This window comes from Rhodococcus wratislaviensis, from assembly GCF_900455735.1.
Taxonomy (GTDB): Bacteria; Actinomycetota; Actinomycetes; order Mycobacteriales; family Mycobacteriaceae; genus Rhodococcus_F; species Rhodococcus_F wratislaviensis.
In genome coordinates this window covers 76,450-101,101 of record NZ_UAUI01000015.1, presented here as the reverse complement: position 1 = coordinate 101,101, position 24,652 = coordinate 76,450, and the positions used below count along the sequence as shown (strand labels likewise).

Here is a 24,652-nt window from a genome sequence, read left to right as displayed (position 1 = left end):
GGTCGCGGCGATGGCGACCTCGTCGATGCGCGCGGGGTCGAGCTGCGGATTACGGCGAAGCAGCTCGCGGATGGTCTTGACGACGAGGTCGTCCGCGCGGGTCTCCGCGTAGATGCCTTTGGGGCCGGCCTTGCCGAACGGAGTGCGGATGCCGTCGACGAACACGACGTTGCGTTGAGTTGTGGTGGATGGAGCCACGCGAATTCCTCCTGATGGAGCAGTTTGGTTCCGGATCACGGCCAGGCGTCCGGCCTCCAGACCAGCGTACCCCTACCGTTACTCGCGGGTAACTTAACGGGTACCTCATCGGGAATTCACGCGCTCACCCCGCGTGTCGGTGCAGTCGATCAGTCGCCGCCGGAACCCTTCCGCTCGGCGGCGGAGAGCAATGCGCTCGCCAGCACGGGCACGGTCAGCATCCGCTGCCAGGGGCGCGCTCCACCCGCATCGAGCACCCGGTCGATTGCCGCCTCGACCTCGCCGTCCGCGGGCGTCGTCCAGTCCCAGCACAACCTGCGGACGAGTTCCGGGGTCACCAGGTTCTCCACCGGCACCGACACGTCCGCGCCGAGGGCGGCCAGTGCGGCGCGGGCCGCCGTCAGCCGCTCGGCGGCGTCGGGGTCGTGCCGCGCCCACCGGCTCGCGGGCGGCGGTCCCGTGAACGGCGGGGTCTTCGGAGGAAGTTCGGAGTCCGGCAGTGCCCGGGCGTCCTCGAGCGCCTGCAGCCAGATCCGGGAGTGCCGCCGCTGGCGGGGACCGCCGAACACGGGCAGCGCCCGGAGTGCCTCGATGCTGCGGGGGTCCTTCGTCGCGGCGTCGATGATCGCCGAATCCGGAAGGACCCGGCTGGGGGAGACGTCGCGTTTGCGGGCGAGGTCCTCGCGGGCCTGCCACAGGGAGCGTGCGCCGGCCAGTTGCCGTTGCGTCTTCAGTGACGTGATGTGCGACGTCCGCCGCCAGCGGTCGGCCTTGGGTTTCGGTGGCCCCGCGAGCCGGATGTGCTCGAATTCCTGTGCGGCCCAATCACTCTTGCCCTGCTCGTCGAGTTCCGCGGCCATCACGTTCCGCAACTCGACGAGAACCTCGACGTCGAGGGCCGCATAGTTCAGCCAGGAGTCGGGCAGCGGCCGCTTCGACCAGTCGGCGGCGCCGTGGCCCTTCCGGAGTTCGAGACCCAGCGTCCGCTCGACGATCGCGGCGAGACCGACCCGTTCGAACCCGGCGAGGCGCCCCGCGAGTTCGGTGTCGAACAGTGTCGCCGGCGCCAGGCCGATCTCCGCGAGCCCCGGCAGATCCTGGTCGGCGGAGTGCAGGATCCACTCCAGCGGGTTGATCACCTCCGCCAGCGGGGCGAGATCGGCGGCGGCGGGGATCGGGTCGAGGAGCACCGTTCCCGCACCCTCCCGGCGCAGCTGCACGAGATACGCCCGCGCCGAATAGCGGAAGCCGGACGCCCGCTCGGCGTCGACAGCCAGCGGCCCGGTGCCCTCACTCAGCGCGGCCGCGGCCTTCGCGACGCCCTCCGCCGTGGTCACGACATCGGGCACGCCGTCCCGGGGTGCGAGCAGGGGAACGATCTGCCGGCCGGGCTCTTCGGCGGGGACGGGTGACGAGGCGTCGTCGGTGACTTCGGACATGACAGCTGACTCTACGTCGCTTCGGGATTCCCGCAGCGCACCGGCGGGTTCACGACCGGTTCTCCGCTGCCTCGACGAGCTCGTCCAACGCTGCGGGAAACGCGTCGACGAGGTCCCAGAGGTGGGGTGCGAGTTCCGGGCAGCTCATCAGGCCGACGTCGAGCTGACCGTTCAGCGACATCACCGTCACGTTGAGCCCGGCGCCGTGGAAGATCGGGCCCAGCGGATACATCGCCTTGATCAGAGCGCCCAGGAAATACAGCGGGACGGACGGTCCGGGCACGTTGGAGATCACCAGGTTGTGGACCACCGGATGCCGTTCCGCCAGGCCGAGGGTCGAGTAGAGGCGCATGGCGGTGCCGAACACGGCCTGGCCGGCGAACTGGGACCAGTCCTGCAGCAGGCTCGCGCCGAGGGTCTCGTTGTGTTCCTTCGACGTCGAGTTGTGCTCGCCGATCGCGAGCAGGCGTTCGGCCGGGTCCTCGATCTGGGTGCCGAGTTGGGTGAACATGCCGGACACCTGGTTGGTGCCCGGCCGGTCCGACTTTCCGTGGACCGAGACCGGGACGATGGCGACCAGCGACTTGTCGGGCAGCTCCCGGCGGTTCTGCAGGTATTTCCGCAGTGCGCCCGAGCACAGCGCGAGCACCACATCGTTGACCTTGACGTCGAACGCGTCCTTGACGGTCTTGACCTTGTCGAGGTCGAGCTGGGTGAACGCGAGGTTGCGGTGACTGGTCAACGTGCCGTTCAGGGACGTGCGCGGCGCGGTGAACGGTGCGGGCATCGCCTCGCCGCGCCGGGCCCGGCCGATCCAGCGGGGGAGCAGAGTCAGGCTCTGCGGGACGATTCTCAGCAGTTTCGCCGGCCGGGACGCGACCGCGAGCAGCCCGCCCACGGCGATGTCGAGTGTGCTCGCCTGCCCCGCGCTCTCGGCGGAGTCGTCGGGGCCGGGTCGTGGTGCGTCCGCTTCCAGGCCGCACAGCTGCGCCATCATGTTGGCGCCGGTGATGCCGTCGACCCCGGCGTGGTGCATCTTCGACATCACGGCGACGGAACCGTCCTCGAGGCCTTCGATCACCCACATCTCCCACAGCGGCCGGGCGCGGTCGAGGGGAATGCCCGCGATGTCGCCGCACAGCTCGGCCAGTTCGTCGCGGCCGCCGGGGGCGGGGAGTGCGACGCGATGGCAGTGCCGGTCGATGTCGAAGTCGGTGTCCTCGACCCACACGGGGTGGTCGAGGTTGAACTTCGAGTCCTGCAGCTTGCGCCGGAACGAGGGAATCGCTTCGGTGCGCGCGCCGAGCTCCGCCTTGAGCTGGGCGAACGTGTAGCCACCCGGAACCGTCGACACGTCGAGAACGATGACTCCGCAGACGTGGAGGAGTTGCGTCGACGTTTCGAGGTAGAGGAAGGACGCGTCGAGACCGCTGAGTCGCTGCATGGTCCGATACTAGAACACGTTCTAGAAGTTGGTCCATCGAATCGCGGAACTGTGAGGTCGGAGCAGTGTCCGACCCTTCGAGATGCCGTCCCGTGTCGTTCTCGATCCGGCGCCCGCCGGCACGCCGGTCAACCGATTGATTAGAACATGTTCTACGGTTGGGGTATGACCCGAGGTTTCGTTCTCCGGCAGGCCGTCGGCGCGGCACTCGCCGCCAACGCCCTGCGTCCCCTGCCCGGTGCGCCCACATCGGTGGTCGCCTTCTTCTCGGGGTGGCTCACCACCGAACTCGCGCCGCACCTCCTCGCCGTGACCGCGGCCGACGCCGCCCAGCACGCCGCGCGTCACGGAACGCGCACCCGAGGTGACCGTGTCGGCCTCGCGCTGGCCGCCGCGTCCGCCGCCGGGCTCGCCGCCGTGATCGCCACCGGCCGGGGCGCCGGAGCGGAAGCCGAATCCGCTCTCGTCGAGACGCTCGGCGAGAACTACACCGACCGCGACAGGGCCATCGAACACCCCGGACGACCCGTGTGGCGGCAACTCCTCAACCCGTTCTGGATGCGGAACAAGGCGGTCACCCGGGTCCGAAACCTGGCGTACGGGCCGGGCGGGCGCCGGGCCCGCCTCGACATCTACCACCGGCAGGATCTGCCGTCGAAGAGTCCGGTGCTCCTGCAGATTCACGGCGGGGGGTGGGTGATCGGGAACAAGGATCAACAAGGTCTGCCGCTCATGCTCGAGATGGCCTCGCGGGGGTGGGTGTGTGCGGCGGTCAACTACCCGCTGTCACCGAAGGCGAAGTGGCCGGAACACCTGATCGCGATCAAGCAGGCCCTGGCCTGGCTCCGGGAGCACGTCGAGGAGTACGGCGGCAACCCCGACTTCATCGCCGTCACAGGTGGTTCGGCGGGTGGCCACCTCGCCGCCATGGTGGGACTCACCGCGAACGACAGCCACCTGCAGCCGGGGTTCGAGGACGTCGACACGTCGGTCCAGGCGTGTGTCCCGTACTACGGCGTCTACGACATCGCCGGCGACACCGGAATCAAGGCCGTCCTCCAGCGCGTGCACTCCGGGTTGATGCCGATGGTGCTCGGCAAGCAGGCCAAGTTCCCCGACGACTACCGGGCCGCGTCGCCGCTCGCGCACCTCCGGGCGGACGCACCGCCGTTCTTCGTGATCCACGGCACGAGCGATTCGCTGATCCCCGTCGCCGAGGCGCGGATATTCGTCGACGAACTCCGGCAGGTGTCCGACAACCCCGTCGTCTACGCGGAACTGAAGGGCGCGCAGCACGCGTTCGACGTGTTCCCCTCGATCCGCAGCATCTCCGTCACGCAGGCCGTCGGGCGATTCCTGGAATGGTCGCGCAGCGCCACCACCGACGTGCCCGCGGCGGGCACCGAATCGGCCTGACTACTTGCCGCCGAGCGTCCGCAACTGCGACACCCCTGCGGGCGGCAGACCGGCCGCGTACGCCAGTACCTCGCAGAACGCCTCGACGTGCGTGGCCAGTTCGACCGACGTCGCCGTCCACGACGCGCGCAGTTCCAGCTGATGCGCATGCGGGGGACCGGCGATGTCGCCGTAACGCACCGACGTCGTCGCGGTCACCGTCCCGCCGAGCGCGTTGAGGGGTTCGTGGCGCGACTCGAGGGCGTCGACGAGCCAGCTCCACGCCACCTCGGGAAGAAGGGGGTCGGACGCCACGGCGGCGTCGAGATCGGCCTGAATGTAGGCGACCAGCCGCATCGTGCCGTTCCACGCCTCGTCGCCCTCGGGGTCGAACAGGAGGATCAATCTGCCGAACGCGTCACCCTCGCTCTGTTCGGCGACGACCCCGGTGTCCTCGTGCACGACCTCTGCGCCGACGGCGTAGCTGTACGGCGCGAGCCGTTGCGGGGGCCGGATGGGGCCCAGCTCGATGTCCGCGCGAACCTGCGCGGAATTCATCGCTTCGACGGCGGCGCGGAACTCGGCCGGTTCGGCGGGCGATCCCGAAGTCGTCACAGCTCGGGACGTTAGACCCGGACCTGCACATCTCGTCGGAGGCGCGCCGAGCAGGGCCGATCGGCGGCGGAGTCCCGGCATGGCAGCATGAGAGCTGCCGAAATTCGAGCAGGCAGAGAGCGCGAGGACCGATGAGCGGGTTGGAAAGCACCAATGCAGGCATGAGCGAACGGGCGACGTACACGTCGAGGCGGGTGCTCCCCGACGCCCCCCTCCTGGCGGCCGCGGAAGGCCGTACCCCCGGCCGCCGCCCGGTGTGGTTCATGCGGCAGGCGGGCCGCTCGCTTCCCGAGTACCGCAAGATCCGGTCGGGGATCGGCATGCTCGAGTCGTGCTTCGATCCGGCACTCGTCTGCGAGATCACCATGCAGCCCGTGCGCAGGCACGGCGTCGACGCCGCGATCCTGTTCTCCGACATCGTGGTGCCGCTCAAGGCCGCCGGCATCGATCTCGACATCGTCGCAGGCACCGGTCCCGTCGTCGCGAACCCGGTCCGGTCGATCGCCGACGTCGCCGCCCTGCCCCGCCTCGTGCCCGAGGAAGTCGGCGCCGTCGCCCAGGCCGTGCAGCTGCTCACCGCGGAACTCGGCTCGACGCCGCTGATCGGCTTCGCCGGAGCCCCGTTCACCCTCGCGTCGTACCTGGTCGAGGGCGGTCCGAGCCGCAACCACGAGCGCACGAAGGCGCTGATGCACTCCGACCCCCGGACATGGCACGCGCTGCTCGGCTCCCTGGCCGACACGACCATCACCTTCCTGCAGACCCAGCTGCGCGCCGGCGTCGACGCGATCCAGCTGTTCGACTCCTGGGCCGGGGCGCTGTCCCTCGCCGAGTACCGGGAGTTCGTGCTGCCGCACTCCGAGCGGGTGTTCGCCGAGGTGGAGAACGCGAAGGTGCCGCGCATCCACTTCGGCGTCGGAACCGGTGAACTGCTCGGCGCGATGGGCGAAGCGGGCGCCGACGTGGTGGGCGTCGACTGGCGCATCCCCCTGGACGTGGCGGCGCGCCGGGTCGGCCCGGGCAAGGCGCTCCAGGGCAACCTCGACCCCGCGGTGCTGTTCGCGGGACCGGCGGCAGTCGAGAAGCAGGTCCGCCGGATCACCGCGGAAGCCGACGCCGCCCTCGCCGCCGGCGCCACGGGACACATCTTCAACCTCGGGCACGGCGTCCTGCCCGACACCGACCCGGGCGCCCTGACCGCGCTGGTCGAGCTGGTGCATTCACTGTGACCGGGTCGTCGCCGAACGTTCTCGTCGTCGGCGGCGGTATCTCGGGGCTCGTTGCCGCGTACCGGCTGCGGCAACGGCTCGGCGCCGAGGCCCGGATCATTCTCGCCGACGGCGCGGAGCGGCTCGGGGGCAAGCTGCGCACGGTGGACCTGGCGGGGGAACCCGTCGACGTCGGGGCGGAAGCCTTCATCGCGCGGCGCCCGGAACTGCCCGCCCTGCTCGGTGAACTCGGCCTCGCCGACCAACTGGTGTATCCGGCGGGACTGCGGCCGCTCATCTGGTCCGAGGACGCGCTGCACCCCCTGCCGGCCGGCACGCTCATGGGGATACCCGCGGACGGGAACAGCCTGCGCGGTCTCGTCGACGACCGGACACTCGCGCGGGTGGCGGGGGAGCGGACGGTGCCCCTCGACTGGGCACCGGGCGCGGACATCGCCGTCGGTGCACTGGTCGGCGACCGGTTCGGCGCGCAGGTGGTCCAGCGGTCGGTGGATCCACTTCTCGGAGGGGTCTATTCGGGTCTGGCGGACACCATCGGCGTCCGCGCCGCGCTCCCCACACTCGCGGCGGCGCTCGACCGCGGAGCCACGAGCCTGTCCGCGGCCGTGGCGGACGCCCTCCCCGCCCCGACCCCCGGGCCGGTGTTCGGGGCGCTGCGTGACGGCTACGGCGTCCTGCTGCGCGCCCTGACGGAGGCCGCGTCGCCGGAAATCGTGCACGAACGGATCCGGACACTGGGCCGGGACGGCGACGGCTGGTCGGCCGACCCGGTGGGCCGCGTCGACGGGGTCGTGCTCGCCGTGCCCGCCCCCCAACTCGCCGACCTGCTCACCGGCATCGCCCCCCGCGCGACGGCGGCCGCCGCCGACATCCCGCTGGCCTCCTCGGCGGTCGTCGCTCTGGCCCTGCCGATCCGGGTGGACCTCCCGCAGAACTCCGGGATCCTCGTCGCCACCGACGCCGCGCTCGGCGCGAAAGCGTTCACCCTGTCGAGCCGCAAGTGGCCGCACCTCGCCGAGCGGGAGGTGACTCTCGTCCGGGCGTCGTTCGGACGGTTCGGCGACGCCGCCGTCGTCGACGCACCCGACGACGAGCTGATCGCCGCGGCCCGGCGGGACCTCGCGACGGTCACCGGGGTGTCCGCGGAGCCCGTCGCAGCGCATGTCCAGCGCTGGCACGGCGGCCTGCCGCAGTACGGTCCCGGCCATCTCGAGCGGGTGGCGGTGATCGAGCAGGAAGTCGCAGGTCTGGACGGTCTCGAGGTGTCCGGGGCACTGCTCCACGGGGTCGGTGTTCCCGCGTGTGTGGCCGCTGCGACGACGGCGGCTGCACGGCTCGCCGGGCGAGTGGCACGATAGACCCATGGCACGCCTCGACTTCGACGCATTGAACTCTGAAATCCGCTACCTCATGTTCTCGGTGTTCCAGGTGGAACCCGGTGTACTCGGGGACGACCGGGAAGCTGTGATCAAGGAGGCGCGGATCTTCTTCGAAGGTCAGGCCGACAAGGGTGTCGTGGTGCGCGGGCTCTACGACGTGGCCGGCCTGCGTGCCGACGCCGACTTCATGATCTGGACGCACTCGGCGAGCATCGAAGCCCTCCAGGCCACCTACGCCGACTTCCGCCGCACCACCGCACTGGGCCGCGCGAGCAAGCCCGTGTGGAGCAACGTCGCGTGCCACCGTCCCGCCGAGTTCAACAAGAGCCACATTCCGGCGTTCCTGGCCGGTGAGGATCCGGGCAACTACATCTGCGTGTACCCGTTCGTCCGCTCCTACGAGTGGTACCTGCTGCCCGACGACGAGCGGCGCAAGATGCTCGCCGACCACGGCATGGCGGCCCGCACGTACAAGGACGTCCGCGCCAACACCGTGCCCTCGTTCGCGCTCGGCGACTACGAGTGGATTCTCGCGTTCGAGGCGCCCGAGCTGTACCGCATCGTCGACCTCATGCGCGACCTGCGCGCCACCGAGGCCCGCCTGCACGTCCGCGAGGAGGTGCCGTTCTTCACCGGCCCGCGGGTGGATGTGGAGAAGCTGATCACCGCTCTGCCGTGATCTGAAGCACCACAGATGAATGACGCCGACGGGGCTCGCACCGCGCCCCGCTACCAGCACATGTCGCACTGGGGCATGTTCGAGGCCGAGGTCGCCGACGGCGACGTCGTCGCCGCCCACCCGTACACCGGTGACGCGAACCCGTCACCGGTGCTGGGCAACATCGCCGGGTCGGTCCGCAGCAAGGCGCGGATCACCGGCCCGGTGGTGCGCCGCGGGTGGCTCGAGAACGGCCCGGGACCCAGCAGTTCCCGAGGGTCCGACGAATTCGTGTCGGTCGACTGGGAAGAGCTGACCCAGCGGCTCGCGAACGAACTGCGCAGGGTCGTCGACACGCACGGCAACAGTGCGATCTACGGCGGTTCGTACGGGTGGGCCAGCGCGGGACGGTTCCACCACGCTCAGAGCCAGGTCCACCGGTTCCTGAACACCCTCGGTGGCTACACCCGGTCGGTGCACAGCTACTCGCTGGGCGCGACGGGCGTCGTCATGCCCCGGGTGGTGGGCACCCACTGGAAGATGTTCGCCCGCTCGACGTCCTGGAAGATCATCGCCGAGCACACCGATCTCATGGTGTGCTTCGGTGGCGTCCCCCTCAAGAACACCGGCGTCAATCACGGCGGGACCAGCGACCACCCGACGCGCGACGCGCTCGACGCGCTCCGGCGCCGCGGCGGCTCCGTCGTGTCGTTCAGTCCGCTGCACGACGACGTGCACGGCGCCGCCGAGCGCCACGCCCCGGTGCCCGGAACCGATGTCGCGATCATGCTCGCACTCGCGTTCGTCCTCGCGACCGAAGACCTGCACGACACGGCATTCCTGGGCAGCCACTGCGTCGGCTACGACCGCTTCGAGGACTATCTGCTCGGGCGATCCGACGGCGTACCCAAATCACCCGCATGGGCCGAGCAGATCTCCGGTATCGCCGCCGCGGACCTGGTCACCCTGGCCCGGCGGATGGCGTCGGGCAGGACGATGGTGACCGTCACCTGGTCGCTGCAGAGGGTCCGGCACGGCGAGCAGGCTCCGTGGATGGGGGTCACCCTCGCTGCGATGCTGGGCCAGATCGGCCTTCCCGGTGGGGGTTTCGGCCACGGCTACGGTTCCATGAACGAGCCCGGGCTCGCCCCCGTCCCGTACCCGCTGCCCACGCTTCCCCAGGGGCTGAACCCCGTCCGCGACTTCATCCCCGTGGCCGCGATCTCGGACATGCTCCTGAACCCGGGCGCACCGTTCGACTACGACGGTCAGCGGCTGACGTACCCGGACATCAAGATGCTGTACTGGGCGGGCGGCAACCCCTTCCACCACCATCAGGACATTCCCCGTCTGCGCCGGGCGCTGGCCCGTCCCGACACGATCGTGGTCCACGACCCCTACTGGACGCCGATGGCCCGGCACGCGGACATCGTCGTCCCGTCCACCACGTCCCTCGAGCGGGCCGATCTCAGCTGCACCCGCAACGACCCCCTGCTCGTCGCCATGCACGCCGCCGTCGGGCCGTACGCCGACGCGCAGGACGACTACGACACGTTCGCCGCCGTCGCCCGGAAACTGGGTGTCGGGGAGACGTTCACCGAGGGGCGCTCGTCCGAGCAGTGGCTCGAGCACCTGTACGGGCAGTGGCGAGACTTCGTCCGCGCGGACGGCGGTACCGCCCCGAGTTTCGACGACTTCTGGATGCAGGGTCACGTGCGGATGCGGACCGAGGACGACCTGATCCTGTTCGGCGACTTCCGTGCCGATCCGGTGAAGTTCCCGCTCGCCACCCCGAGTGGGCGGATCGAGATCTTCTCCGCCGACATCGACGGATTCGGCTACGACGACTGCGCCGGACACCCACGCTGGTACGAGCCCGAGGAATGGCTCGGAGGCAGGCGGGCACGCCAGTTCCCGCTGCATCTGATCGCCAACCAGCCGCGCACCCGCCTGCACAGCCAACTGGACCACGGCGGCACCAGCCAGAAATCGAAGATCCGGGGCAGGGAACCGCTGCGGATCCATCCGGACGATGCCGCCGACCGCGGTCTCACCGCCGGCGACGTCGTCCGCGTGTTCAACGACCGCGGCGCCTGCCTCGCCGGTGTGGTGGTGGACGAGGGCGTCCGCCGCGGTGTGGTCCAGCTGTCGACGGGAGCCTGGTACGACCCGCTCGACGCCACCGACCCGGATTCCCTCTGCGTGCACGGAAACCCCAACGTGCTGACCCCGGACGTGGGGACGTCGTCACTCGCCCACGGCTGCACGGGTCAGCACGTGCTCGTCGAGATCGAACGCTACGAGGACGAGCTGCCGCCGATCCGGGCGTTCGATCCGCCCACGATCATTCGCCGGTCGGTTCCAGGGTCAGCGAGATCGAATTGATGCAGTACCGCTGATCGGTGGGGGTGGGGTAGCCCTCCCCCTCGAAGACGTGGCCCAGGTGGCTGTGGCACGTCCCGCAGACCACCTCGACGCGGCGCATGCCCAGCGACGTGTCCTCGCGGAGGACGACGGCGTCCGAGTCGGCCGGATCGAAGAACGACGGCCACCCGCAGTGCGATTCGAACTTCTCCGTGCTGCGGAACAGCTCGGCGCCACAGGCCCGGCAGTGATAGACGCCTTCCGTCTTCGTGTCGGTGTACTCGCCGACGAAGGGGCGCTCGGTACCGGCCTGGCGCAGCACCGCGTACTCCTCGGGAGTCAGTTTCTCGCGCCACTCGCTGTCGGAGAGAGCAACCTTCGGGGCGGACTGCGTGGGATCCTGCTGCTGCGAACTCATGGCTCCACGCTAATACGTTTCGCCGATTCCGGCCGTGACGCCCGGCGTGGGATGCGACCTACGTCTTGGCGGCGGCCGACTCGACCTGCGGCTGCTCGTCCGGTTCCGGATCCCGCGGCGGGGCCTCGGGCGTCTTCACGTCCGGTTCGACGAGGAACGCCGGATCGATGCCCCGGTCGAGTCGCCCGTCCCGCCGTGCGGCGACGTAGCGGACGGTCAGCACACCGAAGATCACGAGGAGTATCAGACTCCACCCCAGTGTGGTCTTCATGTACTCGGCGGTCCGGCCGGCCTCGATGAACCGGCTCGACAGCCAGCTGTCGTAACTCATGAACCCGTACACGGCCAGCCACGCCGGCCAGTTCCGCATCACCGAATTCTTCAGCACCACGGACATCAGGAGCGGGAACAGCATCATCGAGTAGTACATCTGGCCCAGCGAGCCGAGCAGCCACGACGCCGTCAGCAGAACCCCGGACGTGGTGACGACGAAGAACAGCTCGTCGTGGCGGTAGTAGCGGTAGAGCAGCCACAGAGAGCTGAGCACGATGGCGGTGAAGACACCGCGCAGGGTCCAGATCATGGCGGTGGGGAGACCGTAGTACTTGCCGTTGCCGACGATCGCGCTGTTGAAGTAGTCGCGCGACTCCATCAGGTACGGCACCGTGTGGCGCACGAAGTCCATCGGGTCCGCGGACAGCGGCCACGCCACGGCGGTGAGGATCAGCGGGATTCCGATCGCGGTGACGAACACCTTCCACTGTCCCCGCACCAGAGGCAGCAGCAGGAGTGGGGCGAGGATCGGTTTGACCGCGAACGTCAGCCCGATGGCGACACCGGACCACATGTCCTTGCGCTTCATCAGCAACACGAGGAACGCGATCTCGCCGAGCAGGACCAGACCGTTGATGTTGGTGAAGACGAGGGTATTGGTGACGGTCTCGGACGAGAACGTGGCGAGCAGCAGGATCGGGGCGGCGATGGAGTTCAGTCCCAGCCCGAACAGCCGCAGGAGCAGGTACAACGCGATCACGATGGCGATCGCGTTGGCGATGATGAACAACCACCGGGACTTCTCGGGGTCGATCACCGCGATCGGCGCCATCAGCAGCGTGCCGGACGGCGGATACAGGTAATGCGGATCGACCCAGTTGAAGTTGGCGGTGTAGACGGGCCGCCCGTTCAGGAAGGCCAGCGCAGCGTTGTAGACCGGGCGGAAGTCGTCGGTGATGTACCCGTTGACCGCCTTGACGACCACTCGATGCAGCACAGTCATGACGGCGATCGGCCACAGCGCGAAGTTGATTACCTCGTTGGCAGTCCGCCCGGTGCGCGGTTCGAGTTGTCGAAGGAACACCACGGCACGGTACACCGAGAAGCTCTGACGTGCGGTCACGCACCCCCTGTGGGTGTCGGGCGGAACACGTCGGCTAGGCGGGGCAGGCGCTGCCGTCCGGGGGCAGCACGCCGTCCGAGACGTAGGTGACGATCGACTTCTGCGCGCAGTCCGAATGGGTGGCGGGGTGACCGCTGCCGTGCCACGTCAGCGTCGCCGTCGCGGCGCCGACGCTCGACACGGCCCCGGTCACCGTCCCCACCCCGGCGTTCCCGACGACCGGGTCGGCGGTGCCGCTCAGCACCAGGACCGGCAGCGTCAGCTCGCCGGGCAGGGCAGGCGGCGCGGTCGCGGGCCAGGAAGTGCACGCGAGCAGTCCGACGGCGGCGTTGGGACCGAAGAGCGGGAACCGCTCGCCCCACAGTTTCTGCAGTTCGCGGACCCGGTCGGGTGCGGGCCACTGCTGACCGTCCGTGCATCGGGTGATGAATTGGCCGTCGCTCTCGTAGGCTGCCTCGGCCTGCGCGACCGCCGTGAGGATCGGCGCCGTGTTTCCGGCGAGGGCGGCGGACACCGCATCGGACAGGGCGCGGACGCGGCCCTGCTGGTCGCCGCCCGCCGCGGCGAGCGACCCGGACACCGCGGTCAGGAGGGCGTTCGCGGAGACGCGAGGGATCTGGCCGTTCGCGGCGCGGGTGACGGCGTCGGCCATCGCGGCGCGGGGGTCGGCGCCGAGGGAACAGTTCAGGGCGGTGCACTGGCGGGCGAACGCGTCGAACGCCGCCTCCTGACCCGCGACCTGCTGCTCGGTGGCGGTCGCGGCATCCACGGTGGTGACGGCGGGGGAGTCGAGGACCAGCCGGCCGACCCGATCCGGGTACTTGGCGGCGTAGCTGAGCGCGACGGCACTGCCGTTGCCGGTGGCGAGGATCCCGAGCGCATCGACGTCCCAGGTGCGGCGCAACTCCTCGATGTCGTCGGCGGCGTGGGTGCTGTCGAACGCGAGTTCCTGCGGCTGCAGGTAGTCGGTGCATGCGATGGTGGCGTCGCGGCCCAGCGCGGTCACCTTGTCGACCTGGTCACCCGTCCCCGGGTCGAACTGCCCGAGATCCGCCAGGCTGCTGCGGAGCTCCGGGGTGAGGCATTCGATCTCCTGCGAGGAGGCGATGCCGCGGCGGTCCACCGCGACCACCGGTCGCGTCGACAGCAGGGACGTCAGACCGCCGGTGCTCAGCGCTGCGAGCGTCGCGGTCGACGACCGGTCCGATCCCGACGTGAGCACCAGTGGGGCCGCGCCGTCCGGGGTGTCGGCGAGCCGCGCCCGCATCGCGCCCATCGTGAAGGAGCCGGGCAGGGTGCCGCTCTCGTCGACGGCCGACTCGTACGAGCCGCATTCGAAGACGAGCCCGGCGGGCGGTGTCGTTCCCGGGCCCAGGGTGCCGAGGGTGCTCTGCGTGCAGTCGGTCCACGCCAGATCGTTCTTCGGGGTCTGCAACACGGGTGGGGGAGCGTCGGGGTTCTCGGTTTCGGTCGCGGTGGGTTCGCTGCCGCCGCCCTCGCGTTCGACCGCCACGTGCGGTCGGTTGGACGGTCCGGCTCCGCACGCGCTGCACACCACGAGAACCATTGCGAGCAACACCGATCTGCGCATGGCGACCACCCTGCCAGGTTCCCCTACGGGCGGGGCAGCCGCACCCACCTGGTGAGGACGGTGCCGTCGGTGTCGGTGAGGATGTGCGCGGGAGTCATCGCGGTGACCCGGGTACCCGGCGAGGTGGCGACACGACCCGCGGTCCCGCCGACGAGCACGGGCGCCGTGGTCAGGCAGACCTCGTCGACGGCGTCGTCCGCGGTCAGCTGCCCGAACAGGCTCGGGCCGCCCTCGCAGAGCACCCGGCGCAGTCCGAGATCCTCGAGGGCGGCGATCAGCCCGTCGCCGGTGACCTGCCCCTCGCCGGCCGTCACGATCCGCGCACCCGCGTCGGCGAGCGCCCGGACCCGCGCCGGGTCGGCGTCCGTGCACGTGACGACGATCGGGGCCACCTCGGTGTCGGTGAACAGGCGCGAATGCGGGTCGAGGTGGGCGCGTGCCGACACGACGGCGATCGGCGGGACCTCCGGCATCCCCGACGCCACCCGACGTCGCCTGCCCTCCGCGCCCACGCGCGCCCCGCCGTAGTTCTCCGCCCTGACGGTTCCGGCCCCGACCAGCACGACGTCGGCCAACTCCCGCAGGGTTTCGAAGACCAGCCTGTCCGCGGGTGTGCCGAGCGCTCCGCTGACGCCGTCGACGGAGACGGCGCCGTCGATGCTGCTCACGAAGTTGACGCGGACCCAGGGCCGCAGGGTCTCCCTCGGGTAGGCATACAGGCCGCGCAGCGCGTTCGCGGTCGATTCACTGGACTCCTCCCGGGCGGGCGGACTGTCCGGTGTGAAAAATGTCGCAATATGTACACGGTGCATGTTGGTGATCACAACACGTGGATACCCTGCTTGTATGCATGCACGTCTTGTCGATCGCAGCCCCGTGGTACCGGCTGATCAGTTGGTAGCTCAAATGGTGCCCCCGGCCATGTTCGACGAGGTGAGCTTCGCGTCGTACATCCCCGATCCCGCAGAACCCAGCCAGGCCGCCGCGGTCCAGACGGCCGAGGAGTTCGCGAAGAAGGTCGTGAAGATCCGCAGCGGCGGACGACGCGGCCTGTTCGGGAAGAAGACGCAGGCCACCGGTGCCGGTCTCTACCTCGACGGCGGCTTCGGCGTCGGCAAGACCCACCTTCTGGCCTCGATCTTCCACAGCGTCCCGTCGCCCAAGGCGTTCGGCACGTTCGTGGAGCTGACGCACGTCGTCGGTGCCCTCGGTTTCAACAAGGCCGTCGAGCAGCTGTCCGACCACAGCGTCCTCTGCATCGACGAATTCGAACTCGACGACCCGGGCGACACCATGCTGGTGTCCCGCCTGCTGTCGGAACTGTCGGCGCGCGGCGTGTCCATCGTGGCGACGTCGAACACCCTGCCCGGCCAGCTCGGTGAAGGACGATTCGCGGCACAGGACTTCCTGCGGGAGATCAAGAAGCTCGGCTCGATCTTCGAGACGATCCGCGTCGACGGCCCCGACTACCGGCACCGCGACCTGCCGCCGGCCCCGGACCCGATCTCCTCGGAGGAGCTCGCCGAGCGCGCCGACAGCATCCCCGGCGCCACACTCGACGACTTCGACGCGCTGTGCAAGCACCTCAGCACGCTGCACCCGTCCCGCTACAACAAGCTGGTCGAGGGCATCCCGGCCGTGTTCCTCGACGGCGTCCACCCCGCCGAGGACCAGTCGGTCGCGCTGCGCCTGGTGGTCCTCGCCGACCGCCTGTACGACGCGAGCATCCCGGTCACCGTGGCAGGGGCCAAGCTCGACGCGATCTTCACTCCCGAGATGCTGGCCGGTGGATACCGGAAGAAGTACCTGCGTGCCACATCGCGCCTGCTGGCGCTGTCGCGCTTCGAGGTCGCCGCGAGCTGACGCCGCTCGTCACAGCGCCCGCTGCATCACGAAATCGTGGTGCAGCTGGGTGCCGACGAGGAAAGTCTTCGTTCCGACCTGCGTGAATCCGTGCTTCGCGTAGAAGCGCTGGGCGCGCACATTCTCCTGATTGACGCCGAGCCACAGCCCGGCGAACCCCGCGGCGACGGCGCGTTCGACGATGGCGTCCATCAGCGCGGACGCGACGCCGGTCCCGTGATTACCGGGCAGCACGTACAGCTTGCTGATCTCGGTGGTCGGTCGCAGCGTCACGACCCTGCCGACGTCCGGATCGGCGGGTTCACCGTCGATCAGCATCGCGTAGCCGACGATCGCCCCGCCGTGGGTGACCTTCAGGACGGTGCGGTTCGGGTCGGTGAGGTACTCGGAGAACCGTTCGGCCGACAGCACGTCGTCGATGAAGGCGGCGATGTCGTCCTGTGTCGCCCCGGGCGGGCACGCGAGCGGGAACGTTGCCGCGGCGACGTCGGCGATCGCCTCGGAATCCCAGATCCCCGCCGGGTCTATTTCGACAGTCACAGCTGATCCACCGCGTCCTTCGCTTCCCGAAGTGTCATTCCCGTACTGTCCCGCAGCAGGGTGATCGCCGCAACGTTCTTGCCCTCGCTCTTGAGGTCGCGAAGCCTGCCCTCGATCGGCGCCGTGTCTCCGCAGGAGCGGATCCCGGCGGGGACCGGCCGGGCCTGGAGCCGGCCGTACTCGACCGTGGCCTTCGCGTGCCGCACGCCGATCCCGTCCCGTGCGACGAGAATCTTGATCGCCTCGAGCGTCCTGCCCCGGTCGAGCAGACAGCTCACCTCGTCCCGGACAGCGTCGTCGAGTTGTCGCCAGGTCGATGCGGGATGCAGGTCGTGTGGGGTGTGCGAGCCGCCACGAGCGGACCGTGACGAGACCAGAACCGCGACGTAGACGATCGCCACGGCGATCACGAACCATCCCCAAGTCGGCATGTCCTAAGTAGAACATCTGCTGTCAGTCGGGATCCGGGGCCCACTCGGATTGCCTGGCGCGGTCCCGGTCCGGGGCGAACGCCGGGGCGAGCAGGATGAGCCCCACCGCGAACAGGAGCGGGACGACGAACCCGATCCGCAGGCTGGTCGCCGCGGCGACGCCGCCGACGATCGCCCCGCCCACGAGGGTTCCCACGTAGTTGAACAGGTTGATCCGCGCCACGACGTCGTCCACCTGTCCGCCGGGCGCCAGCCGCCCGGCGGCACTGAAACACAGGGGAGCGACGACCGGCACGCCGAGGCCCACGACGAGGAATCCGGCAATCGCGACGGCCGGCGACGGGGCGAGCACGACGATCGTCAGTCCGGCGACACCGACTGCCGAACCCGCACGGACTACGGCGATCTCGCCGTACTTCGCCACCCAGTGGTCGCCGCTCAGCCGCGACACCAGGGCCGAGCACTGGTATGCGGCCAGCGCCAGGGCAGCTGTGCCGGCATCCGCGAGCAGAACGTTCCGGACGTACAGCGCGGACCAGTTGCCGACACCGAAATCGATCGCGTAGAACAACGCCATCGCGGTACCGAGCGCGAGCAGTGCGCGGATCGGAACCGGCACGGGCACAAAGCCGGTCGCCGGCGCGGCGGTGCCCGCCGGCTCCTGGCGGACGAGGAGCCGGGGGCCGCAGACGGCGAGACCGACAGCCACGACGAGCGCCGCCACCAGTTGCGCGGTGGCGACGCCCACGCCGAGGGCTGAGGTGGCGGCGACGAAGAGTGCACCCGCAATCGCGCCGACGCTCCACACTGCGTGGAACGACGACAGGATGAAACGGCCGTAGGCGTGCTGGATCGACACCGCCTGCATGTTGGCGGCGGCGTCGACGATGCCCAATCCGGCGCCGTACACGGACAGGCAGACGAAGAACGCCGCGGTATTCGGGCTGAAACCGAGGGCGCCGCCGGCGACCGTGATGGTCGCGAGGCCGAATCGCAGGGCCGACCGGCTGGAGAATCGGCGGGCCAGGTGCTCGGCGAGGACGCTTCCCGCCCCGGCAATGAGAGACACCGTCACGACCGCGACGACGATGACGGTGTCGTCGAACCCGAATCTGTCCTGGTACTGCGGCAGTTGCGTGAGGACGGCCGCGAGGAGAAAACCCTGCAGGCCGAATGAGCCCGCTGCGGCGATCCGTGCCGAGCGGTGATCCGCGGACACATCGGGGCGTCGTGAATCCGTCATGGGTCGGCCTTCGGTAGTGGACATCCAATCGATTGGACGAGTGTCCAATACTTTGCGGGGATGTGCAGCGTTCTCCGAACAGGCGGGCGAAATGTCCTGATGCGCGCGGTGCGTGAGGTGCCCGGAACAAGACTGAGCCCCAGCCTTGGATGGGGGGTCATGGCTGGGGCTCATTGCCATCGGGGGGGTGGATGGCAAGTTCGACGATACATGAGGAATTCCTCACGTTCCAGAGGCAGCGGTAACGATTTCGTCACCCGCCCGTCACCGGTGGTCGGGCGTGCGACAGGTGAACCGGGGGTTGTCTCTGCGGACGGTTGTCGCTTACAGTGTGATCCATGCAGCGCATTCTCGTAGTTCTCCGCCGTAGCGGGGTCTGATACGGACCGACCCCTCGCTGCGGGTCGTTGAGCTACGCGTTGGTCCTCCCTTCTTTCAGGAAGACCACGAGAATGAGTACCAACACTTCTTTCGCTTCATCTTTTCCCTCCTCGACCCCGGCCGCCGACCCGTTCGCCGCGCGCTACGGCAAGTCGCTGCCGCGGGAACTCCGCAACGAATCCGCCGGAATGGCATGGTCCGCGTTCGAAGCCGTCTACGCGCCGTCCAGCGGACCGTTCCGTCTGGGCAGTTGGTCGGAAACGAAGACCGGCCCCGGAATGTGGGATTTCGAAGCGACACTCGGTATCGGCGAATCGATCTGCCAGACCGCTGCGAGCGCTCCCGGCCCGGTGGCCGCCATGACCTCGATGCTGTACGACGCGGGGTGTGCGATGGAGATCCTGTCGTTTCATCAGCACGAGATCGGGCACCGCACCGCGACATTCCTGCTCTGCGAGCGCGCCGGCATCCGCCTCTGGGCGATGGGAATCGGCGAATCCCACACAGAATCGACTTTGCGCGCAATGATCGCCGGCGCCAACCGGCTCCAGCCTGCCTGAACCCGGAACGACAGTTCAGCCCCGGTCGATGACCGGGGCTGAACTGTCGTGAACTGTTCGGTTGAGAGTGAACTGGTGCGCGATACTGGGATTGAACCAGTGACCTCTTCCGTGTCAGGGAAGCGCTCTCCCGCTGAGCTAATCGCGCGGGATGAAAAGAAGAGAGCGGACGACGGGATTCGAACCCGCGACCCCAACCTTGGCAAGGTTGTGCGCTACCAGCTGCGCCACGTCCGCATTCGTGAAAGCCCCCGTCCTGGCGGGCCTCACTGGTCGAGCAAGTAAAACAGTCGTACATCTATCATCTATCTCGGTGCGCGATACTGGGATTGAACCAGTGACCTCTTCCGTGTCAGGGAAGCGCTCTCCCGCTGAGCTAATCGCGCGAGGTGGAGACGGGAATCGAACCCGTGTGCACGGCTTTGCAGGCCGTTGCCTCACCACTCGGCCACTCCACCGCGAAGGTTGAGTCCAACCTCTCGAGCGGACGACGGGATTCGAACCCGCGACCCCAACCTTGGCAAGGTTGTGCGCTACCAGCTGCGCCACGTCCGCATGCACCGTGTAACTCGCGGAGAATGTTCTCCGTGGTGCGGTTGAGAACATTAGCCGACCATCCGCGATAGTTACAAATCTGCAGGTCAAGGCATCAGACGGTGAACTACGCATGAACGACGCCGGGTCGCGGGTGTGCCGCGGGCAAGGGTCGACACGAATCCCAGCGACGTGATTTTCGTTCGGCCGCTCGGTCGTGTTAATGTTCCAACTCGTTCGAGCGCGAGTGTTTGGCGCGCTTCGGTCCCGTGGCTCAGTGGAAGAGCGTCCCGTTCACACCGGGGAGGTCGCTGGTTCGATCCCAGCCGGGACCACAGAGAAGAAGAGGGCGTTTCCGAAATCGGAAACGCCCTCTTTTTTCGTGTGGCGCACCCGAATAATCGGTTGTTCCGGCTCTCCGGCGCGGCGGACAATGAACTCAGCCGGCCGAATTCCCGGGTGATCCGCTATCGAAGGACTGAGTCCCATGTTCCCCGTGAGGCTGGAAGGCACCACCGCGCCCACCTTGATGTGGGCGGAAGAGTGGACCATCGAGCAGGCTGCGTTGCAGCAGCTGCGGAACATGGCCGACTTGCCGTGGGTACACGGGGTGCGGGTCATGCCCGACGTCCACGTGGGCAAGGGCGCGACGGTCGGTTCCGTCATCGCGATGCGGGAGGCGGTCGCCCCGGCGGCGGTCGGCGTCGACATCGGGTGCGGAATGACGGCGGTCCGGACCGATGTGACCGCGAGCGATCTGCCCGACAGCCTGCGGTCGATGCGGTCGCGGATCGAGCGTGCGGTGCCGGTCGGGTTCGCCATGCACGAGCGTGCGGTGAACGTCGGGGCACTGGATGTCGCGGACGCCGGGGGAGTGAAGAAGGGATGGCACCGCTTCTGGCAGGACTTCGGTGACCTGCATTCCGGCGTTCAGCCCCGCGAATCCAAGGCGATGAAGCAGATCGGCACCCTCGGCGGCGGCAACCATTTCATCGAGGTGTGCCTGTCCGACGCCGACGAGGTCTGGCTGATGCTCCACTCCGGGTCGCGCAACATAGGCAAGGAACTGGCGGAGCGGCACATCGCGGTGGCGCGGGCGCTGCCGCACAACCAGCGGCTGGTCGATCGCGATCTGGCGGTGTTCCTCGCAGGCAGTAAGGAGATGGACGCGTACCGCCACGACCTGACGTGGGCGCAGGAGTACGCAGCCCGCAACCGTGCCGTCATGCTCACGCTGGTGATGCAGGCGTTCCGGCAGGCCCTCCCCGGCAGGCCGGTGCGGTTCGACGAGCCGATCTCCTGCCACCACAACTATGTGTCGGAGGAGGTCATCGACGGTGAGCCGATGCTCGTCACCCGCAAGGGCGCGATCCGGGCCGGGCGGGGTGATCTCGGACTCATCCCCGGCTCCATGGGCACCGGTTCCTACGTGGTGCGGGGCCTGGGCTCCGAGCTGTCCTTCAATTCGGCGTCGCACGGGGCGGGCCGGACGATGAGCCGTACGAAGGCGAAGAAGCGTTTCACCGTCGACGACCTCGTGCGGCAGACGTCCGGAGTCGAATCGCGCAAGGACGCGGGCGTGATCGACGAGATCCCCGGCGCCTACAAGGACATCGAGCAGGTGATCGAAGCGCAGGCCGATCTCGTCGAGGTCGTGGCCCACCTGCGCCAGGTCGTCTGCGTCAAGGGATGACCCGCGTGCGACTGCGGCGGTGCGACGGCGCGCCGCCGCAGGTCGCGGTCGGTAGGGTGGACTGGTGACTAGCGGAGAAGCTCGGCCGGGACCCGCGCCCGAGAACGTGGACGTGGACGACTCGGATCTGTCGCCGTTCCAGGAAGCGGAGAGCCGCTGGCGTCGGTGGCGAGCACACATCGCCGCGCGGCCGAGCCTCAACCTGGCGTACCGCATCGCGGTGGGGGTGATCGGCGCACTCGTGCTGGCCGCGGGCATCGTCGCGATTCCCTACCCCGGCCCCGGCTGGTTGATCGTGTTCGCGGGGCTCGGAATTCTCGCGTCCGAGTTCGCGTGGGCCCACCGGCTGCTGCACTACGCGCGGCAGCGGTACGACAAGTTCATGGACTGGTTCTCGCGGCAGTCGCTGGTGGTCAAGGGGGCGGGCGCGCTGCTGACGTGTGCCGTCGTCCTCGCCACGCTGTGGTTGCTCGGGACGTTCGGTCTCGTCGGAACGTGGATCGGTCTCGACTACCCGTGGCTGGAGAGCCCGCTCTAGCCGGACGCATGGTTGGGTGTGACTGCTGGGCCGATAACATGGGCTGGCACATTCACCATGTCTGCACCGCACACCTCACCTAGGAGAACATCGCCGTGAGCACCCCCGCATCCGCCGCCCCAGCCGCCCTCGTCCGGGTGCCCGCGGGGACTACGGCCGGTACAGCGGTTCGGGAGGCCGGCTACCCGAGCAAGGGCCCGGACGTCGTCGTCGTGGTCCGTGACGCGGAGGGCCAGCTCAAGGACCTGTCCTGGGTGCCCGACGCCGACGTCGAGGTCGAGCCGGTCGCGGCGAATACCGACGACGGCCGCAGCGTCATCCGCCACTCGGCGGCCCACGTGCTCGCGCAGGCCGTCCAGCAGGAATTCCCCGAAGCCAAGCTGGGCATCGGCCCGCCGATCAAGGACGGCTTCTACTACGACTTCGCCGTCGATCGCCCGTTCACCCCCGAGGACCTCGCGAGCCTCGAGAAGCGGATGAAGAAGATCATCAAGGGGTCACAGCGGTTCTCCCGTCGCGTCGTCGAGTCGCTCGAGGAGGCCCGCTCCGAGCTGGCGAAGGAGCCCTTCAAGCTCGAACTCATCGACGACAAGTCGGGAATCGACGATCCGGAGATCATGGAAGTGGGCGGCAACGAGCTCACCATCTACGACAACCTGGACCCGCGGACCGGCGAGAAGGTGTGGGGAGACCTGTGCCGCGGCCCGCACATCCCCACTACCAAGCACATCCCGGCGTTCAAGCTCACCCGCAGCTCGGCGGCGTACTGGCGTGGCAACCAGGACAATGCCGATCTCCAGCGCATCTACGGCACCGCGTGGGAGTCGGCGGAGGCACAGGATCAGCACCTGGAACTGCTCGCCGAGGCCGAGCGTCGCGACCACCGCAAGCTGGGGTCGGAACTCGACCTGTTCAGCTTCCCCGACGAGCTCGGCTCCGGACTGCCCGTGTTCCATCCGCGGGGCGGGATCATCCGCACCGAGATGGAGGACTACTCCCGCAAGCGTCATGTCGAGGAGGGGTACGAGTTCGTCAATACCCCACACATCACCAAGGGGCACCTCTACGAGGTGTCGGGTCACCTGGATTGGTACCGCGACGGCATGTTCCCGGCGATGCACATCGACGAGGAGCTGAACGAGGACGGCACCGTGCGCAAGCCGGGCCAGGACTACTACCTCAAGCCGATGAACTGCCCGATGCACAACCTGATCTTCCGCTCCCGCGGCCGGTCGTACCGAGAACTGCCGTTGCGGCTCTTCGAGTTCGGTTCGGTGTACCGGTACGAGAAGTCGGGTGTGGTTCACGGACTCACGCGTGTGCGCGGCATGACGCAGGACGACGCGCACATCTACTGCACCCGCGAGCAGATGCGCGACGAACTGGCGACCACCCTGCAGTTCGTCCTCGGACTGCTGAAGGACTACGGACTCGACGACTTCTACCTCGAGCTGTCCACCAAGAACCCGGACAAGTTCGTCGGCGACGACGCCGTGTGGGAGGAGGCGACGGCGACACTCGCCGAGGTCGCGGAATCGTCGGGGCTGAACCTCGTTCCCGATCCGGGCGGCGCCGCGTTCTACGGACCGAAGATCTCGGTGCAGGTGCAGGACGCCCTGGGCCGCACCTGGCAGATGTCGACCATTCAGCTGGACTTCAACTTGCCGGAGCGTTTCGACCTCGAGTACACGGCCACCGACGGCACCAAGCAGCGTCCGGTCATGATCCACCGGGCCCTGTTCGGTTCCATCGAACGGTTCTTCGGCGTGCTCACCGAGCACTACGCGGGTGCGTTCCCGGCGTGGCTGGCGCCCGTCCAGGTGGTCGGCATCCCGGTGGCCGAGACGTTCGCCGATCACCTCTTCGACGTGGTGAAGCGGCTGAAGGCGGCCGGTATCCGCGCCGAGGTCGACGCGAGTGACGACCGCATGCAGAAGAAGATCTTCAACAACACGGCGCAGAAGGTGCCGTTCATGTTGCTGGCGGGTGCGCGCGACGTCGAGGCGGGCGCCGTCAGCTTCCGATTCCGGGACGGCACCCAGGTCAACGGTGTGCCCGTGGACGACGCCGTGCGCATCGTCACCGACTGGATCGGTCGCCGCGAGAACGCCTCGCCGACGGCGGAACTGCTGCAACCCGGTAAGGAAGGGTGACGCACATGACCGGAGGTGACGACGTGACGGCCGACGAGATGCTCGGCGGCCCCGGCCGCCTCGTCGACCGCGGCCCCGGCGAACCCGATCACCTCCAGCGGATCTGGTCGCCGCACCGCATGTCGTACATCGCCGAGGCGCCGAAGTCGCGGGACACCCCGAACGAGCCGTTCATCGACATCCCGAAGATGGACGACGAGGACGGGTTGATCGTCGCCCGGGGTGAGCACGTCTACGCGGTCCTCAACCTGTACCCGTACAACCCGGGGCACCTGATGGTCGTTCCCTACCGCAAGGTCGCGGCGCTGGAAGACCTGACGGAAGAGGAAAGCGCCGAGTTGATGTCGTTCACCCAGCAGGCCCTGCGGGTGATCAAGCGGGTGTCGCGGCCGGACGGGTTCAATGTCGGCCTCAATCTCGGTGCGGCGGCAGGCGGTTCGCTCGCCGAGCACCTGCATCAGCACATCGTTCCGCGGTGGGGCGGGGACGCGAACTTCATCACGGTCCTCGCCGGGGTCAAGGTCATGCCGCAGTTGCTGCGCGAGACCCGGGGGCTGCTGGCGAAGGCCTGGAATGAATGACTCGATAGA

21 protein-coding genes, 6 tRNA genes and 1 pseudogene are annotated in these 24,652 nt (G+C 68.6%); 12 read left to right on the top strand and 16 right to left on the bottom strand.

The window, feature by feature from the left end:
• The 3 genes and pseudogenes from DTA22_RS20260 to DTA22_RS20250 all read right to left on the bottom strand — a co-directional run.
• Positions 1 to 198: pseudogene (locus DTA22_RS20260) on the bottom strand (acetyl-CoA C-acyltransferase); the annotation flags it as partial.
• A 149-nt stretch (positions 199 to 347) separates the two neighbouring features.
• On the bottom strand, positions 348 to 1,637 hold the full coding sequence (locus tag DTA22_RS20255; RefSeq protein ID WP_112300703.1) for a ribonuclease D: 1,290 nt from the start codon (positions 1,635 to 1,637) through the stop codon (positions 348 to 350).
• Between the two features lie 49 nt (positions 1,638 to 1,686).
• Positions 1,687 to 3,081 carry a WS/DGAT/MGAT family O-acyltransferase gene (locus tag DTA22_RS20250; protein ID WP_112300702.1) on the bottom strand — a complete coding sequence of 465 codons (1,395 nt, stop codon included), beginning with the start codon at positions 3,079 to 3,081 and terminating at the stop codon, positions 1,687 to 1,689.
• A gap of 165 nt (positions 3,082 to 3,246) precedes the next feature.
• Between DTA22_RS20250 and DTA22_RS20245 the strand changes: the two genes are divergently transcribed.
• Positions 3,247 to 4,497: an alpha/beta hydrolase gene (locus DTA22_RS20245; RefSeq protein WP_112300705.1), complete on the top strand. Its 1,251-nt coding sequence runs from the start codon at positions 3,247 to 3,249 to the stop codon at positions 4,495 to 4,497.
• Here DTA22_RS20245 and DTA22_RS20240 read toward each other — a convergent pair whose 3' ends face one another.
• Positions 4,498 to 5,091: a DUF3000 domain-containing protein gene (locus DTA22_RS20240; protein ID WP_037240540.1), complete on the bottom strand. Its 594-nt coding sequence runs from the start codon at positions 5,089 to 5,091 to the stop codon at positions 4,498 to 4,500.
• Positions 5,092 to 5,252: 161 nt separating this feature from the next.
• On the opposite strand from DTA22_RS20240, the gene hemE reads away from it, so the two are divergent.
• From hemE to DTA22_RS20220, 4 genes are read left to right on the top strand one after another with little or no spacing between them, the layout of a single operon-like run.
• On the top strand, positions 5,253 to 6,320 hold the full coding sequence (hemE, locus tag DTA22_RS20235; RefSeq protein ID WP_174233834.1) for a uroporphyrinogen decarboxylase: 1,068 nt from the start codon (positions 5,253 to 5,255) through the stop codon (positions 6,318 to 6,320).
• Positions 6,317 to 7,678, top strand: coding sequence for a protoporphyrinogen oxidase (locus DTA22_RS20230; protein ID WP_112300700.1), 1,362 nt, complete (start codon positions 6,317 to 6,319; stop codon positions 7,676 to 7,678). Before hemE ends, DTA22_RS20230 begins: the two co-directional genes overlap by 4 nt.
• A 4-nt stretch (positions 7,679 to 7,682) precedes the next feature.
• Positions 7,683 to 8,378, top strand: a complete 696-nt coding sequence (gene hemQ / locus DTA22_RS20225) for a hydrogen peroxide-dependent heme synthase (protein ID WP_037240550.1) — start codon at positions 7,683 to 7,685, stop codon at positions 8,376 to 8,378.
• Positions 8,379 to 8,393: 15 nt separating this feature from the next.
• Positions 8,394 to 10,742: a molybdopterin-dependent oxidoreductase gene (locus DTA22_RS20220; protein WP_112300699.1), complete on the top strand. Its 2,349-nt coding sequence runs from the start codon at positions 8,394 to 8,396 to the stop codon at positions 10,740 to 10,742.
• Here the strand turns inward: DTA22_RS20220 and msrB are convergent.
• The 4 genes from msrB to DTA22_RS20200 are packed head-to-tail and all read right to left on the bottom strand — an operon-like array spanning position 10,702 to position 14,938.
• Positions 10,702 to 11,139, bottom strand: coding sequence for a peptide-methionine (R)-S-oxide reductase MsrB (gene msrB, locus DTA22_RS20215; protein ID WP_005264000.1), 438 nt, complete (start codon positions 11,137 to 11,139; stop codon positions 10,702 to 10,704). The two genes, DTA22_RS20220 and msrB, sit on opposite strands and share 41 nt — an antisense overlap.
• Positions 11,140 to 11,197: 58 nt before the next feature.
• Positions 11,198 to 12,535 carry a glycosyltransferase family 87 protein gene (locus DTA22_RS20210; protein ID WP_037240555.1) on the bottom strand — a complete coding sequence of 446 codons (1,338 nt, stop codon included), beginning with the start codon at positions 12,533 to 12,535 and terminating at the stop codon, positions 11,198 to 11,200.
• A 34-nt stretch (positions 12,536 to 12,569) separates the two neighbouring features.
• Positions 12,570 to 14,126 carry an alpha/beta hydrolase gene (locus DTA22_RS20205; protein ID WP_409372719.1) on the bottom strand — a complete coding sequence of 519 codons (1,557 nt, stop codon included), beginning with the start codon at positions 14,124 to 14,126 and terminating at the stop codon, positions 12,570 to 12,572.
• A gap of 23 nt (positions 14,127 to 14,149) precedes the next feature.
• Entirely contained in the window at positions 14,150 to 14,938 is a 789-nt protein-coding gene (locus tag DTA22_RS20200; RefSeq protein ID WP_112300704.1) for a pyrimidine reductase family protein, read from the bottom strand.
• A 34-nt stretch (positions 14,939 to 14,972) separates the two neighbouring features.
• Between DTA22_RS20200 and zapE the strand changes: the two genes are divergently transcribed.
• A complete protein-coding gene (gene zapE, locus DTA22_RS20195) occupies positions 14,973 to 15,989 on the top strand; it encodes a cell division protein ZapE (protein ID WP_037240557.1) in 1,017 nt (338 codons plus the stop codon).
• Positions 15,990 to 15,998: 9 nt separating this feature from the next.
• Here the strand turns inward: zapE and DTA22_RS20190 are convergent, their stop codons facing one another.
• Genes DTA22_RS20190 through DTA22_RS20180 form a run of 3 tightly spaced genes read right to left on the bottom strand, consistent with a single transcriptional unit; the run spans position 15,999 to position 18,203 of the window.
• The gene (locus DTA22_RS20190; RefSeq protein WP_037240560.1) at positions 15,999 to 16,529 is read right to left on the bottom strand and encodes a GNAT family N-acetyltransferase; all 531 of its coding nucleotides are present in this window, start codon (positions 16,527 to 16,529) and stop codon (positions 15,999 to 16,001) included.
• A complete protein-coding gene (locus DTA22_RS20185; protein ID WP_037240562.1) occupies positions 16,526 to 16,960 on the bottom strand; it encodes a hypothetical protein in 435 nt (144 codons plus the stop codon). The genes DTA22_RS20190 and DTA22_RS20185 overlap by 4 nt, the downstream gene beginning before the upstream one ends.
• Before the next feature lie 22 nt (positions 16,961 to 16,982).
• Positions 16,983 to 18,203 carry an MFS transporter gene (locus DTA22_RS20180; protein WP_112300697.1) on the bottom strand — a complete coding sequence of 407 codons (1,221 nt, stop codon included), beginning with the start codon at positions 18,201 to 18,203 and terminating at the stop codon, positions 16,983 to 16,985.
• 452 nt (positions 18,204 to 18,655) lie between these two features.
• Here DTA22_RS20180 and DTA22_RS20175 point away from each other — a divergent pair, with 452 nt between their 5' ends.
• On the top strand, positions 18,656 to 19,144 hold the full coding sequence (locus DTA22_RS20175) for a 2-isopropylmalate synthase (protein ID WP_112300696.1): 489 nt from the start codon (positions 18,656 to 18,658) through the stop codon (positions 19,142 to 19,144).
• Positions 19,145 to 19,217: 73 nt separating this feature from the next.
• On the opposite strand, the gene DTA22_RS20170 is transcribed toward DTA22_RS20175, so the two are convergent.
• From DTA22_RS20170 to DTA22_RS20150, 5 genes are all read right to left on the bottom strand, one after another.
• Positions 19,218 to 19,292: transfer RNA gene (locus tag DTA22_RS20170), tRNA-Val, on the bottom strand.
• Positions 19,293 to 19,308: 16 nt separating this feature from the next.
• A tRNA-Gly gene (locus DTA22_RS20165) sits at positions 19,309 to 19,381 on the bottom strand.
• A gap of 77 nt (positions 19,382 to 19,458) precedes the next feature.
• A tRNA-Val gene (locus DTA22_RS20160) sits at positions 19,459 to 19,530 on the bottom strand.
• 1 nt (position 19,531) lies between these two features.
• Positions 19,532 to 19,602 (bottom strand) — tRNA-Cys (locus DTA22_RS20155).
• A 24-nt stretch (positions 19,603 to 19,626) separates the two neighbouring features.
• Positions 19,627 to 19,699: transfer RNA gene (locus tag DTA22_RS20150), tRNA-Gly, on the bottom strand.
• A gap of 242 nt (positions 19,700 to 19,941) precedes the next feature.
• Here DTA22_RS20150 and DTA22_RS20145 point away from each other — a divergent pair.
• The 5 genes from DTA22_RS20145 to DTA22_RS20125 all read left to right on the top strand — a co-directional run bounded on the left by DTA22_RS20145 (position 19,942) and on the right by DTA22_RS20125 (position 24,643).
• Positions 19,942 to 20,013: transfer RNA gene (locus DTA22_RS20145), tRNA-Val, on the top strand.
• 152 nt (positions 20,014 to 20,165) lie between these two features.
• Positions 20,166 to 21,371: an RtcB family protein gene (locus tag DTA22_RS20140; RefSeq protein WP_037240568.1), complete on the top strand. Its 1,206-nt coding sequence runs from the start codon at positions 20,166 to 20,168 to the stop codon at positions 21,369 to 21,371.
• 112 nt (positions 21,372 to 21,483) lie between these two features.
• Positions 21,484 to 21,909 carry a TIGR02611 family protein gene (locus tag DTA22_RS20135; protein ID WP_037240571.1) on the top strand — a complete coding sequence of 142 codons (426 nt, stop codon included), beginning with the start codon at positions 21,484 to 21,486 and terminating at the stop codon, positions 21,907 to 21,909.
• 95 nt (positions 21,910 to 22,004) lie between these two features.
• Positions 22,005 to 24,062 carry a threonine--tRNA ligase gene (gene thrS, locus DTA22_RS20130; protein ID WP_037240574.1) on the top strand — a complete coding sequence of 686 codons (2,058 nt, stop codon included), beginning with the start codon at positions 22,005 to 22,007 and terminating at the stop codon, positions 24,060 to 24,062.
• Between the two features lie 5 nt (positions 24,063 to 24,067).
• Complete coding sequence (locus DTA22_RS20125) at positions 24,068 to 24,643, top strand: HIT family protein (RefSeq protein ID WP_005240964.1); 576 nt, start codon at positions 24,068 to 24,070, stop codon at positions 24,641 to 24,643.
• Positions 24,644 to 24,652: the final 9 nt, after the last annotated feature.

Bases quoted from the DNA above. Each gene is read 5' to 3' on its own strand.
- msrB (WP_005264000.1), bottom strand. From the start codon at position 11,139: ATGAGTTCGCAGCAGCAGGATCCCACGCAGTCCGCCCCGAAGGTTGCT.
- DTA22_RS20250 (WP_112300702.1), bottom strand. From the start codon at position 3,081: ATGCAGCGACTCAGCGGTCTCGACGCGTCCTTCCTCTACCTCGAAACG.
- DTA22_RS20205 (WP_409372719.1), bottom strand. From the start codon at position 14,126: ATGCGCAGATCGGTGTTGCTCGCAATGGTTCTCGTGGTGTGCAGCGCG.
- DTA22_RS20175 (WP_112300696.1), top strand. From the start codon at position 18,656: ATGAGTACCAACACTTCTTTCGCTTCATCTTTTCCCTCCTCGACCCCG.
- zapE (WP_037240557.1), top strand. From the start codon at position 14,973: ATGCATGCACGTCTTGTCGATCGCAGCCCCGTGGTACCGGCTGATCAG.
- DTA22_RS20180 (WP_112300697.1), bottom strand. From the start codon at position 18,203: ATGACGGATTCACGACGCCCCGATGTGTCCGCGGATCACCGCTCGGCA.
- hemQ (WP_037240550.1), top strand. From the start codon at position 7,683: ATGGCACGCCTCGACTTCGACGCATTGAACTCTGAAATCCGCTACCTC.
- DTA22_RS20200 (WP_112300704.1), bottom strand. From the start codon at position 14,938: ATGCACCGTGTACATATTGCGACATTTTTCACACCGGACAGTCCGCCC.
- DTA22_RS20185 (WP_037240562.1), bottom strand. From the start codon at position 16,960: ATGCCGACTTGGGGATGGTTCGTGATCGCCGTGGCGATCGTCTACGTC.
- DTA22_RS20245 (WP_112300705.1), top strand. From the start codon at position 3,247: ATGACCCGAGGTTTCGTTCTCCGGCAGGCCGTCGGCGCGGCACTCGCC.
- hemE (WP_174233834.1), top strand. From the start codon at position 5,253: ATGAGCGAACGGGCGACGTACACGTCGAGGCGGGTGCTCCCCGACGCC.
- DTA22_RS20220 (WP_112300699.1), top strand. From the start codon at position 8,394: ATGAATGACGCCGACGGGGCTCGCACCGCGCCCCGCTACCAGCACATG.
- DTA22_RS20125 (WP_005240964.1), top strand. From the start codon at position 24,068: ATGACCGGAGGTGACGACGTGACGGCCGACGAGATGCTCGGCGGCCCC.
- DTA22_RS20140 (WP_037240568.1), top strand. From the start codon at position 20,166: ATGTTCCCCGTGAGGCTGGAAGGCACCACCGCGCCCACCTTGATGTGG.
- DTA22_RS20255 (WP_112300703.1), bottom strand. From the start codon at position 1,637: ATGTCCGAAGTCACCGACGACGCCTCGTCACCCGTCCCCGCCGAAGAG.